The following is a 12,445-nucleotide window of genomic DNA, read 5'->3' as shown; positions in this document are numbered from 1 at the left end:
ATGGGGCACCGGGAGCTGATCGAATCGCTGCGCGAGGCAGGTGCGGCCGACCTGCGCGCAATCCAGGAGCAGAGCGCAGCGGCAGCGGCAGCGGTCGAGGCCGATTGCGCGGTGCGGATCGCCGGGTTGCGTCGGCAATACGCGCTCGATCAGGAGATGGCGGTCGCTGCCGAAAGGGGACGCGTGATCGCCACGGCGCAAGGTAAGGGCGCACTGATCCGCCTGGAAGCGGAGAGCCTTTTGGCCGAACGCCTCTTCCGGCTGGCGCAGGAGGCTCTGGCCCGATTGCGACAGGATACCCCATCGCTGTTCGAAGCCCTGGCCGCGGAACTTCCTTCCTGCCGGTGGGAAACGGTGCGGGTGAACCCCGCCGACCGGGAGCTGGCCGCCGCCGCTTTTCCCGAGGCGCAGATCGAGGCGGAAGCAGGCATCCACGGGGGAATGGTGGCGGTGGCACCAGGCGGAAGAATCCGGGTCGACAACACCCTGGAGAAGCGTCTGGAGCGGGCCTGGCCGCAGCTTTTGCCCCGGCTGGTACAGGCAATCGCGCCGGAGGAGTGAAGATGGACGCGTTGCGGGCTCCCACCGCTGCCGGATATCCCCGCGAATACCTCTGCGCCAGAATCGGAGCGCGGCGGACGTTCCTGCACCACGACTGGGACGCGATGCTCGCCGCCCCGGATCCGATCGCGGGGCTTCCCGCCGCCCCCTTTCGCTCCGCGCCGGTCACCACGGAGCAGGAAATCTGGTCCGCCGCCCAACGGGAATGGAGCTGGCTCTATGCCCAGATGGAGCCTCGGCTGCGGCGCGGCTTCGCCCCGCTTTTTCTCTACTTCGAGCTGCGTACCGTGATCCTCTGCCTGAGGCAGCAGCCGGCCGGCGCGGCGACTGAGGATCTGCTCCGCAGTTCCCTGCTTTCCCCCGTCCTCTGCCGCGTCCTGCTTATGGATCGGGAGCCCTCGGAGACGGTGCGCGGCGTGATCCGGTTCTTCGTCGGAGTGGGGCTCCCGAACCGGGAGCTTTCCACCGGGTACCGGGAGCGGGGCCTGGCCGGGTTGGAGGAGCGGCTCACCGACCGGTACCTGGAGCGGACGGTAGCGCAGCGCCTCGATCCGCTGCTGCGGCGGGTGCTGGGCCGTATCATCGACCTGCGTAACGCCCTGCAGCTGGCCAAGGCGCTCCGTTGGGGAATGAACGCCCCGGCGTTTCTCGCGGGAGGGACGGTCGCCCCGGCCTGGTTCGCCAAAGCCATCCATAACGGAGCGGCCCGGGCATCGGTGGAGGCCCAGTTGATGGGCGGGGGGATCGATCTGGCGGCCGAGAACCTGGAGGCGCAGCTTTTGGGAAGGGTGAGCCGGGAGGTGCGGAGCTGGGGGCGGGTGGCCGGCAACGGCCCGATCCTGGACTACCTCTGGTCGGTCGCCATGGAGGCGCGCAACCTGAGCCTGCTCTGGCACGGGCGGGGCCTCCCGCGCGACCTGCTCCACAAGGAGTTGATCCAATGAAGAAGGTCCTTTTCATAACCCCAGCCGACGCAAGCCACGGCTTCGCCCTGGCCGGCGCCGCCCAGGAGGTGGTCGCCGCCGCCGAGGCGGAGGCGGCCCTGGTTCGGGTGGCGGGCGAACCGGATACCGCGGTGGCGGCAATCGACGAGCGGCTTTTGGGGGGGATCGGGGAAGATCGCCTGCGCGCCCTGGAAAAGCGGTGGTCCGGCGTATTGGTGGTACTCCCCGCCCCGGCCACGACCGCAGAGAGCGCCGAGGATTACGCCCTGCGGCTGATCCGACGGGCCATCGGCTACCACGTGAGGATGCGGTGATGAGGGAATCGGGAGCCAAGGGAACCATCACCGGGATTTCGGGGCCGACGGTCACCGTCGACACGCCGGGGCTCAAGCTCTGCGAGATGGTCCTGGTGGGCGCGGCCCAACTGGCCGGCGAAGTGGTCCGCCTGGAGCGGGAGAGGACCGTGGTCCAGGTCTACGAGGAGACCCGCGGCCTCAGCGTGGGGGAGCCGGCGCGGGGAACCGGTCTCCCCCTCACGGTGCGGCTCGGGCCGGGATTGATCTCGACCATGTACGACGGCTTGCAGCGGCCGTTGGAAAGCCTGCGCCAGGTGGAGGGTCCCTTCCTCCGCTCCGGCCGACTCCTGGAACCGCTCGATCCGCAGCGGAACTGGCAGTTCACGCCGGTACGGCACCGGGGAGAAGCAGTGCGGAAGGGGGAGTTGATCGGGACCGTTGCGGAAGGGGCGCTGCTCCACGAGGTCGTCGCCCCGCGGGAGGGGACGCTGGAGTCCGTCATCGACGGCACCTTCACCATCGAACGGGCGGTCGCGGCGTACCCCGGCGGAGAGGAGATCTTCGCCTTCCAGAGCTGGCCGGTGCGGCGTCCCCGCCCCTACCGGCGCAAGTTCTCCCCCGCGCAGCCGCTGGTGACCGGACAGCGCGCCATCGACTTTCTCTTCCCCATCGCCCGCGGCGGAACCGCGATCTTTCCCGGCGGCTTCGGCACCGGCAAGACGATCCTGGAACAAAGCATCGCCAAGTACGCCGACGCGGACCTGGTGGTCTACGTCGGCTGCGGCGAGCGGGGCAACGAGATGGCCGAGCTTTTGGAGGAGTTCCGCACCATGGGGGACCGCTGGACCGGCCGGGGACTTTTGGAGCGGACCGTCGTCGTGGTGAACACCTCCAACATGCCGGTCGCGGCGCGCGAGGCATCGATCTACACCGCGGTCGCCATGGCCGAGTACTTCCGGGACCAGGGGAAAAACGTCCTGCTTTTGGCCGACAGCATCTCGCGCTGGGGTGAGGCGCTGCGGGAGATCTCGTCGACCCTGGAGGAGATGCCCGGGGAGGAAGGGTATCCCACCTACCTCGCCTCGCGGCTGGCCGCCTTCATGGAACGCGCCGGGACCGTCGAGACCCTCTCCGGAAAGACCGGTTCCCTTTCCATGATCCTCTCCGTCTCCCCGCCGGGGGGCGATTTCACCGAGCCGGTCACCCAGGCCTGCCTCCGCACCGCCGGCGTCTTTCTCATGCTCGACACCGCCCTCGCCCACGGCCGCCACTTCCCGGCCATCAACTGGTTCCAGAGCTATTCGCTGTACCGCGACCGGATCGCGCGCCACTACGAGGAGTCGGTCCCTGGGTGGGAGGCCATGGCGGCGCGCTGCCGGGAGCTTTTGCAAAAGGAAGAGGCGCTGCGCGAGGTCGCCGAGATCGTGGGAGCCGAAGGGCTGCAGGATGCCGACCGGCTCCTGATGCACACCGCCGAACGGATCCGGACCCGGTTTTTGCGCCAAAACGCCTACTCCGAAGACGCCTTCTCCGCGCCGGAGCAGACCGCCGAGCGGATCGCCGCGCTTTTGGAAGCACACGAGCAGGCGCAGCAACGCCTCGCCGAGGGCGTGCTGCTGGAAGACCTGCTTTAACTGCGGTTAAAAGCAGTTCAGAGTTCATGGTTCTGAGTTTCGAGTCATCCTTGGGGTTTCAACTTTGAACTTAGAACTTTGAACTCTGAACAGAAGTTAGCTTTGAACTCTGAACAGAAGTCAGAGGTTGCCATGCGCCTTGCCGAACACAGCTACCGCACCATTACCTCGGTCCGCGGCCCCCTTCTCTTCGTGGAGGGGGTATTCGGCGCCCGCATCGGCGAGGTGGTGGGCGTCGAATTCCCGGACGGGGCCGGCGCTACCGGCGAAGTACTGAAGATTACCGGCAACGCCGTGCTGATCCAGGTCTTCGGCGAGACCGCCGGGCTCGATATCGACGCCACGGTGGTCTTCACCGACTCGGTGCGCCAGGTCCCCCTCTCCCGCAAGGCGCTCGGCCGCGTCTTCAACGGCTCCTTTGCCCCTATCGACGGGGCTCCTATGTATATCCCGGAAAGATGGGGAACGGTGAGCGGACTTCCGCTCAACCCGACCGCCCGGGCCCGCCCCGAGGAGTTCATTGAAACCGGCTACACCGCGATCGACCTCTTGAACACCCTGGTAAAAGGGCAAAAGCTCCCGATCTTCTCCAACGCCGGCCTCCCCTCGCTGGAACTCGCCGCGGGAATCCTGCGTAACGCCCGGCTCTCGGGAGGCGGAGCGTTCGCGGTGGTCTTCGTGGCGTTGGGGCTCACCCACCGGGAGTACTCCTTTTACATGGAGGTACTCTCCGAGATGCACACCGGGTTCGTCGCCTTCGTGAACCGCGCCGACGAACCGGTGGTGGAGCGCTTACTGGCGCCGCGCTTCGGCCTCACCTGCGCCGAATATCTCGCCTTTGCCTGCGGCATGGACGTGCTGGTCCTGGTAACCGACATGACCAACTACTGCGACGCCCTGCGCGAGGTCTCCACCGCCCGCGAGGAACTTCCCGGGCGCCGCGGCTACCCCGGTTATATGTATTCCGACCTCGCCTCCCTCTACGAGCGCGCCGGCCGGATCGGTGGGGAAAGCGGCTCGGTCACCATGATCCCGGTCCTCACCATGCCCGAAGACGACATCACCCACCCCATTCCGGACCTAACCGGGTACATCACCGAGGGACAGATCGTCCTCTCGCGCGAGCTGCACCAGCAGGGGGTCTTTCCCCCGATCGACGTCCTCCCCAGTCTCTCGCGGCTCATGCAGCGGGGGATCGGGGCCGGCCGCACCCGCGCCGACCACCGCGAGGTGGCGGACCGGCTCTACCGTCACTACGCCAAGGGACGCGACCTGCGCCGCCTGGAGGCGATCGTCGGGCGCGAGGGGATGCTGGCGGCCGACCGGCAACTCCTCTCGTTTGCCGAGGCCTTCGAGCGGGAGTTGGTGCACCAGGGGACGCTCCGCCGCGAGATCGGGGGGAGTCTCGACGCCGGCATTGACCTTTTGCAGCGCTTCTCCCTGGAGGATTCATGATTAACCCGACCCGGACCAACCTCCTGCTCCTGAAAGAGAAGGCCCGCTCGGTGACCGGGAGCGTGGCGATCCTCAAAGCGAGGCGCCTGGCCCTGATGCGCGAGTTTCTGACCGTGTCCGAGCCATTCCTGCGCTCCAGGGACGAGGTGAGCCGGGAATACGCCCGGGCCTTGGCCGAGCTGCACTTGGCCTGCGGCCACGAGGGAGAAAGATTCATTGCAGCGCTGGAGAAAGTGATGGCGCGAGACCTGGGGGTGGAGATTGCCGAGCGGAGCGTGATGGGGCTTACCTACCGGGAACTGACCGTTCGTGAGGAGCCGGTGCGGGAACCGCAACAGCGGGGCTACGACTGCCGCGCCACGACGCCCCACCTGGAGGAGGCGATCCATCGGTTCGAGCGGGTTTTGGCCGAGGTTTTGGAGATAGCGGCATTGGAAAGCAAGATGAAGCGGCTGGGCGACGAGATCGCCCGGGTGACCAGGAGGACCAGGATCCTGGAAGAGCGCGTGCTCCCGACGTTAAGCCGCCAGATCCGCACCATCGCCCAATACCTGGGCGAGCGCGACCGGGAATCCTATTACCGATTGAAGCTTTTCAAGCAGAAGGTGGCGAGCTGAGACCCAAAGCCCGATCTTCGAAACAAAGCAGAAGCCGGGTATCCAGCAGTGCGGGTGCCAACCCTGTGGGAGAGCCTTTCCAGGCGCGCATGCCGCCGGTGATCGCGACAGGAATGTCGCTCCTACCCAAAAAAGGCGATGAATATTTGCCTGGCGCAGGTGGGAAGCCCCCGCCCACCGATCCGATGGTTACGCCGCGTGGGCTAAGTGCCCACCCTACCTCACCGCAACCGCTCCGCCAGCGCGCGGATATGCCGCCCATCCGTCCCGCAGCACCCGCCGAGGATCTTCAATCCCAGCTCATCCCTAAGCCCCGCCACCGAACTCCCGAACACCTCGGGATCCTCCTCCACCAGCTCGGCACTTTCGTCCAACTCTTCCGGGCTGAGCGCCGCCGTGTTGGCGAGCAGCCCGATCATCCGGCGACGCACCTCCGGCGAGGAATTGGTTTCATCCAGCAGAGCCGCCCGCGCAAAAGAAGCATGGGTGCAGTTGATCAGGTAGCCGATCGGTTTCGGATTGGCCACGCCATCGATGGCAGCGATGGCATCTTTGAGCGGCGTGCCGTCCAAAAGCGTCCCCGCGGGCCGGACCACGAAACTCACCACATACGGCTTCCCGGTCGCTGCCAGCGCCAGCGCCAGCCCGGTCGCCTCGGAAAGCGCCGGGAGCGTCGCCGCGAGCAGAAAATCGACTTTGGTCGCCGCCAGCCGTTCGGCCTGCCACGCATGATACTGGGCCGCCTCCTGGACGCTGAGCGCCTCGGCCGGCTCGTAGGCGTTCCCTTTGCAGCTCATCAAGCCGCAGATGAGGATTTTTTCCGCATACCCGCCGTAACTTTCCCGCAAGCGATCCAGAAAAGCCGCGTTGTCCGCGTTAAGATCTCTCCCCTCCAGACCGGCGGCCGCGATCCGTTCCCGGCTCGCCCGCCAGGTGGGCGTGGACATGAGGAGCGGCAGCCCGAATTCGCACCCGATGTCCAGGTAATCGCGGCAGAGCGCTTCCAGGGCACCCCGCTTGGCCTCTTCGTAGATGAACGCGGAGTTGACGACAAAGGGATCGAGCTCCAGGTCCTCCCGGCGGCGCAGCCGCTCGATCAGCGCCCCCTCTCCGAGAATGCAGGGGTAGCGATCCAAAAATTCAGCAAAGTTCACGGTCTTCTCCTTCCCGGCATCACTGAGCACCAGCCCCCGTAGCCTAGTCCAGAGAGCAAACCTTTTCAACAGGATTCCCGGTCGTTTTCCTGCATTAGGTACTCACCGTAGGATTTATAATGACAGTTGGTGCAGCAAGCCTGCTGCTGGTTGATCGGCAGCCAAGATACGGATCAGGAGGTGGTTTCCCGTGAGATCTCTCACGTCTAAGTTCGAAGCGCAATGTTACGCACTGATGCGGTTTTTCGCCGGCTTTCTCTTCCTCTGCCACGGCGTCCAGAAGCTGTTCGGCTATCCGATGCCAATGCCCCCCGGCGTCCCACCTTTCATCACCTATGGCGCAGGGTCCATCGAGCTGGTCGGTGGCACCCTGATCATGCTCGGGCTCTTCACCGGCTGGGCGGCCTTCATCACCAGCGGGCAGATGGCGGTGGCGTACTGGATGGCACACGGTCCCAAGGCCTTCCTCCCTCTCGTGAACCAGGGAGAGCTGGCGGTCCTTTACTGCTTCGCGTTTCTCTACATCTCCGCCCACGGCAGCGGTATCTGGAGCATCGACGCGTTGCTTGCGCCAGGCAAAGAACCGCCACACCATCCGGACTGAGACGTTATCGGCGAACTCCCCACAAAAGTAAGGCACCCGGTACAAACCGGGTGCCTTTGTCTTCCTTGTGCTAAAGCGGGACTTTGTCCAGCCAGCCCACTCTCCATTTTTTTAAGGCGCCGCCGGATTTACAGGAGCGCCTCCCGACATACGGAGAACACCTCCCGATTTAAAGGGTGCACCTCCCGATCTAGGGCGTGTGGAGGATTTTGTGTAAATGACGATTATAGGTGGTCAGGACTCTTTATCGCAGCCGTCGCACCTTTCGGGGCAATTGGCTATCAGGCGGCAGGGGGGAACGCCGAGGTATTGGGCGAGGCAGGAAAGCTGCTTCATGGCGGGAAAGCGGCGGCCGGTTTCCCAATGGCCCCAGGTCGCGGTGGAGACGCCGAGTTCCCTCGCCGCGGCTTCCATTTTCAACCCCTTTTGCTCCCGCCATGCTGCCAGGTTCTTCCCCAGGATCTCATTGACCGGCCTCATCGCATCTCCCCTACCGCAGAATGTGGTAACGGCTATCGACATCAGCTCATTTAGGTCGTGGACTTTACAAATTGCATGCCTACATAATTCCCCCGTGTTCATTACATAAGTAGGCGAAATCGTGTCAATCGCACCAACCATTAAATTCGATTACTGTCCACTTTATTACAGTCAAATTCATAACCGCTCCATATTTCACAACATGTAACAAAATGGACTGTCCATTTTGTTACAGTCCGTTACGAGCAAGAAGCAGTAATGCCCTATGGCTCAAAGAAAGAAAAAGGCACAGGTATATACCCAGTGCCTTTTCTTTCGAAACGTGGCATCACCGCCACAATCTTCGGCTACTTCGCAACAGGAGTGCCGCGCCTTCAATAACGACTAGAAGGCAAATTTTCCTGTGGGAGCGCCTTTCCAGGCGCGATCCACCGAAGGAGGTAACAGCGGTCGCAGTAATTCGCGCCAGGAATGGCGCTCCCACAGGGTAAGCCAGCCGTCTTGCTTGTGTCAGAGAGACCAATCGCGACAGGAATGTCGCTCCTACAGGCGACCTCACCCCTCTCCCCCCTGTTCCTCGAAAGACCGGGCGCGGCTCTTGCGTTCCCCCTTCGCAAAGGGAGAGACGCGAGTTCTGGAGCAGCGCTTCGTGGAACATTCCGGTCCCCGGAATTTCCGGATGATCGAAAAAAAGAGGCGCCCGGTGGAAAACCGGGTGCCTCTTTTTCAAATCGGGGAGTTCCCTTCTCCCGCTCAGCCTGCGGCGAGAAACGGGCGGTTCACCACATTGATCGGGGCACCGGCCAGATAGGAGGCGACGTTGTCGGCGATGATCCCCATCAGCCGCTGCCGGGCGGCCAGCGAGGCCCAGGCAATGTGCGGGGTGAAGACGCAGTTCGGCGCGGTCAACAGGGGGTTGTCCGCACGCATCGGCTCGTGGGCGACCACATCCAGGCCGGCCCCGGCAAGCACTCCCTTTTTCAGGGCGCAGGTGAGATCCTCCTCGTTCACCAGCCCGCCCCGGGCGACGTTGATGAGAAACGCGTCCGGTTTCATCCGCGCCAGAAGCCTCTCGTTGACAAAGCCGGTGTTCTCCGGGGTCTGGGGGCAGTTGAGGGTCACGACGTCGGCGCTGGCAAAAAGCTCCTCCAGAGGGACGAAACGGACCGGAACCGGCCCCGGGTCCTGGGGGATTCTCGGGGCGTAGGCAATGACGTTCATGCCGAAGGCGTGGGCCACCCGCGCCACTCCCCTGCCGATGACACCATAGCCGACGATTCCGATGGTCCGACCGTCCAATTCGACGATGGGCGCCTTCCAGAAGGAGTGGTCGGGGCAGCGCACCCACTCCCCCGCCTTCACGGCGGCGTCGTGCAGGGAGACCTTGACCGTCAGTTCCATGAGCAGGGCAAAGGTGGTCTGAACCACCGATGCGGTGGAATAGGCCGGCACGTTGGCAACGGGAATGCCGAGCGCCCCGGCGGCCCCCACGTCCACGTTGTTGTAGCCGGTCGCCAGCATGGAGATGTATTTCAGGTTGGGGAGCCGTTGGAGGAGATCCGCGTTGAGCTTCACCTTGCTCAAAAGAACGATCTCCGCGTCGGCCGCACGCTCGGCGACGAGCTCAGGCGGGGTGCGATCGTACACGGTGCAATCGCCCAGCATTTCCAGGGGGGTCCAGGGATTGTCACCGGGGTTGATGGTGTAGCCGTCCAGAACCACGATCTTGCTGCTTTTGGTCATACGTGTGACGTCTCCTTATCCTATCGTGCCGCCTTAAGAAGTCCCCCTTTAACAAAGGGGGATTTATGCGGATTTATGGGGATTTGACTCTAAGGTTCTCACTGCCCACCTTTGTCAAAGGAGGGATCAAAGGACTTTCCGATTCGGACTCCTCCGGTTCAGCCCTGTCCCAGGACGACCGGGTTTTCCAGCACGCCGATCCCGTCGATCTCGATCCGCACCAGGTCCCCCGGCTGGAGATAGCGCGGCGGCTGGAAGCCGATCCCGACCCCGGCCGGTGTCCCGGTGGCGATGATGTCGCCGGGATAGAGGGTGATGCCGGCTGAAATGGTTTCGATCAGCTTGGGTATCGGGAAGATGAGATCGGTGGTGCGGGCATCCTGGCGCAGTTCGCCGTTGACCCAGCAGCGGACCCTGGTGTCGGCGCCGTCGAACTCGTCGGCGGAGACCAGCCAGGGGCCCATGGGGCAGAAGGTATCGAACGACTTCCCCATGAGCCACTGTTTGTGGCGCTGCTGCCAGTCGCGGGCGGTCACGTCGTTCACGATGGTGTACCCCCAGACGTGCTCCATGGCGCGCCCCGCGGGAATGCCGCGGCCACCCCGGCCGATCACCACGGCAAGTTCCGCCTCGTAATCGACCGCGTCCGACACCCCGGCCGGGATCCGGATGGCGGCACCGGGGGCGATCACCGACTCGGGAACCTTGGAGAAGATGATGGGTTCCGTCGGGACCTCGTCGCCCCCCTTGGCCAAGCTCGTGTCGAAGCCGCTCTGGGCGAACTCCCGGGCGTGGGCGTGGTAGTTCTTGCCGACGCAGAAGATGTTGCGGCGCGGCCGGGGGAGCGGCGCGTCGAGCTGCACCGCGGCAAACGGGACCGGGTCCCCCAGCTCCAATTCCTCCCCCGCCGCCAACCGCTCGAACAGGGCGAGCGCACCGTTTTCGTACGCCCGCCCCCCGATCAGGAAAGGGGAGACGCAAGCGCCGTCGGCGAAAAGCCGGCCGACCCGCCGCATCCCTTCATGCCAGTAGGTTGCTATCTTCACGAAACGCTCCTGTCGGCTAGTCCTGGGCCGTCCCGGAACCGTACTCCGTGTCTTGTTCCACCGTCTCCAGAACCAGGTCGCCGTAGGCGTCCTCCACCCGCTCCTCGATCTTCAAGAGGTGATACCACCTTCGGAAGGCCGCGACAAACACGATCGCCATCAGCACCATGAGCACGATCGAGAGGACGACCAGGAGGTAGAGCCCCTTGGGGAGGAAGTTCTTGGTGACGTTCAGGTAGCCGGCGGTCATGGTGACCGGGATCATGAAAATGCCGGGGACGGCGGTCACCCAGGCGTAGCGCGCCTTGCCGAGCCTGAGCAGCATGGTGGTGCCGACGATCAGGGCGCAGGTGGCCAAAAGCTGGTTGCTCATCCCGAACAGCGGCCAGATGGTGGTGATGTCGCCGGTGTACACCAGGTAGCCCCAGGAAGAGGTGAAGATGAGGCTGGTGACGATCACCCCGGGGGTCCACTTGTTGTCGAGGAACTTCGGCGAGACCTTGCCGAGCATCTCCTGCAGCAGGTAGCGGCCGACCCGGGTGCCGGCGTCGACGGCGGTGAGGATGAAGACCGCTTCGAACATGATGGCGAAGTGGTACCAGTAGGCCATCATGCTCCGCATGAACGGGATCGCGGAGAAGATGTAGGCCATGCCGACGGCCAGGGAAACGGCTCCGCCGGGACGCCCCTGCACCTGCTCACCCACCTCCTGGGCGAGGACGGGGAGGTTGACCGTGGTGAGGTGCAGGGCCTGAAACGCCTTGGGGGCCGCGTTGATCGCGAAGTAGTCGGCGGGGACCAGGACGCAGGCGGCGATGAGCGCCATGAGCGCCACGAATCCCTCGGTGAGCATCGCGCCGTAGCCGACGAAGAGGATGTCCTTCTCGTTGGCGAGCATCTTCGGCGTGGTCCCCGTGCCGATGATGGCGTGGAACCCGGAGAGGGCGCCGCAGGCGATGGTGATGAAGATGAAGGGGAAGACCGCCCCGGGGATGATGGGGCCGCCGCCGGCGACGAACGGGGTCAGGGCCGGCATCTGGAGCTGCGGATGGACCGCGACGATCCCCAGGGCCAAAAGCGCGATAGTGCCGATTTTGAGGTAGGTGGAAAGGTAGTCACGGGGGACCAGCAGGAACCAGACCGGCAAAACCGAGGCGAAGAAGCCGTAGATCGGGATGATCAGCGCGATCTGCTTTTTGGAGAAGGTGAAGAGCGCGGCCAGGGTCGGGTCGGCGGCAACGTAGGGGCCGGTGGCCAGGGCGGCGACCAGAAGCACCACGCCGATCACGCTCCCCCCCTTCACGTCGCCGGGGCGGACCTTCTGCATGTAGATCCCCATCACCATGGCGATCGGGATGGTGCAAAAGACGGTGTAGGTCCCCCAGGGGCTGTTGAACATGGCGTTCACCACGGCGATGGAGAGGCCGGCCAAGGTGAGGATCAGGATGAAGAGGATGGCGACCGAGGCGACCTTGCCGGCGACCTTGCCGATCTCGCTCTCGGCGATGAGCGACAGGCTCTTCCCCTGGTAGCGCACCGAGGCGAAGAGGACGATGGCGTCGTGGACCGCGCCGGCCAGGACCGAGCCGATGATGATCCAGAGCGCCCCGGGCAAAAAGCCGAACTGGGCAGCGAGGACCGGTCCCAAAAGCGGGCCCGCCGCGGCGATGGCGGCGAAGTGGTGCCCGAAGAGGACGTACTTGTCGGTCTTCACGTAATCGTGCCCGTCCGCCATGGTGACCGCAGGGGTCACCCGGGCGTCGTTGAGCCCCATCACCTTGTTCGCCAGGAACAGGCCGTAGTAGCGGTAAGCCAGTGCGAACACACACAGCGCCACGAAAATCAGAGTCAATGCATTCATCGTTCTCCCCCTGTAATTGGATTCGAATCCACCACGCTGTCGACTCGAAA

The 12,445-nt window shown here is 64.4% G+C and carries 12 protein-coding genes; 7 read left to right on the top strand and 5 right to left on the bottom strand.

All coding sequences use genetic code 11. The annotated features are described in order from the left end of the window. The 6 genes from JFN93_RS10695 (at nucleotide 1) to JFN93_RS10670 (ending at nucleotide 5,507) form a co-directional block, all read left to right on the top strand. Nucleotides 1-561 (top strand): V-type ATP synthase subunit E family protein, encoded by a 561-nt coding sequence (locus JFN93_RS10695; RefSeq protein WP_199384071.1) that lies wholly within the window; start codon nucleotides 1-3, stop codon nucleotides 559-561. Between the two features lie 2 nt (nucleotides 562-563). Beyond that, nucleotides 564-1,505: a hypothetical protein gene (locus tag JFN93_RS10690; RefSeq protein WP_199384070.1), complete on the top strand. Its 942-nt coding sequence runs from the start codon at nucleotides 564-566 to the stop codon at nucleotides 1,503-1,505. After that, on the top strand, nucleotides 1,502-1,819 hold the full coding sequence (locus JFN93_RS10685; protein ID WP_199384069.1) for a V-type ATP synthase subunit F: 318 nt from the start codon (nucleotides 1,502-1,504) through the stop codon (nucleotides 1,817-1,819). Before JFN93_RS10690 ends, JFN93_RS10685 begins: the two co-directional genes overlap by 4 nt. After that, the gene (locus JFN93_RS10680; RefSeq protein WP_199384068.1) at nucleotides 1,819-3,435 is read left to right on the top strand and encodes a V-type ATP synthase subunit A; all 1,617 of its coding nucleotides are present in this window, start codon (nucleotides 1,819-1,821) and stop codon (nucleotides 3,433-3,435) included. The genes JFN93_RS10685 and JFN93_RS10680 overlap by 1 nt, the downstream gene beginning before the upstream one ends. A gap of 132 nt (nucleotides 3,436-3,567) precedes the next feature. Next, on the top strand, nucleotides 3,568-4,890 hold the full coding sequence (locus JFN93_RS10675) for a V-type ATP synthase subunit B (protein ID WP_199384067.1): 1,323 nt from the start codon (nucleotides 3,568-3,570) through the stop codon (nucleotides 4,888-4,890). Further along, the gene (locus JFN93_RS10670; protein WP_199384066.1) at nucleotides 4,887-5,507 is read left to right on the top strand and encodes a V-type ATP synthase subunit D; all 621 of its coding nucleotides are present in this window, start codon (nucleotides 4,887-4,889) and stop codon (nucleotides 5,505-5,507) included. The genes JFN93_RS10675 and JFN93_RS10670 overlap by 4 nt, the downstream gene beginning before the upstream one ends. Nucleotides 5,508-5,728: 221 nt before the next feature. Here JFN93_RS10670 and JFN93_RS10665 read toward each other — a convergent pair whose 3' ends face one another. Further along, nucleotides 5,729-6,661, bottom strand: a complete 933-nt coding sequence (locus JFN93_RS10665) for a homocysteine S-methyltransferase family protein (protein ID WP_199384065.1) — start codon at nucleotides 6,659-6,661, stop codon at nucleotides 5,729-5,731. A 190-nt stretch (nucleotides 6,662-6,851) separates the two neighbouring features. Between JFN93_RS10665 and JFN93_RS10660 the strand changes: the two genes are divergently transcribed. Continuing rightward, nucleotides 6,852-7,265 (top strand): DoxX family protein, encoded by a 414-nt coding sequence (locus JFN93_RS10660; RefSeq protein ID WP_407931881.1) that lies wholly within the window; start codon nucleotides 6,852-6,854, stop codon nucleotides 7,263-7,265. 234 nt (nucleotides 7,266-7,499) lie between these two features. Here JFN93_RS10660 and JFN93_RS10655 read toward each other — a convergent pair whose 3' ends face one another. The 4 genes from JFN93_RS10655 to JFN93_RS10640 form a co-directional block, all read right to left on the bottom strand. Beyond that, on the bottom strand, nucleotides 7,500-7,745 hold the full coding sequence (locus JFN93_RS10655) for a helix-turn-helix domain-containing protein (protein WP_199384064.1): 246 nt from the start codon (nucleotides 7,743-7,745) through the stop codon (nucleotides 7,500-7,502). Nucleotides 7,746-8,498: 753 nt separating this feature from the next. Beyond that, the gene (locus JFN93_RS10650) at nucleotides 8,499-9,488 is read right to left on the bottom strand and encodes a D-2-hydroxyacid dehydrogenase (protein WP_199384063.1); all 990 of its coding nucleotides are present in this window, start codon (nucleotides 9,486-9,488) and stop codon (nucleotides 8,499-8,501) included. A 158-nt stretch (nucleotides 9,489-9,646) separates the two neighbouring features. Further along, nucleotides 9,647-10,534 (bottom strand): fumarylacetoacetate hydrolase family protein, encoded by an 888-nt coding sequence (locus tag JFN93_RS10645; protein WP_199384062.1) that lies wholly within the window; start codon nucleotides 10,532-10,534, stop codon nucleotides 9,647-9,649. Between the two features lie 16 nt (nucleotides 10,535-10,550). After that, the gene (locus JFN93_RS10640) at nucleotides 10,551-12,395 is read right to left on the bottom strand and encodes a carbon starvation CstA family protein (RefSeq protein WP_199384061.1); all 1,845 of its coding nucleotides are present in this window, start codon (nucleotides 12,393-12,395) and stop codon (nucleotides 10,551-10,553) included. Between the last annotated feature and the right edge of the window lie 50 nt (nucleotides 12,396-12,445).

This window comes from Geomesophilobacter sediminis, from assembly GCF_016458275.1.
GTDB lineage: Bacteria > Desulfobacterota > Desulfuromonadia > Geobacterales > Geobacteraceae > Geomesophilobacter > Geomesophilobacter sediminis.
The sequence above is the reverse complement of the archived record's forward strand: the minus strand, read 5'-3'. Positions and strand labels throughout refer to the sequence as shown.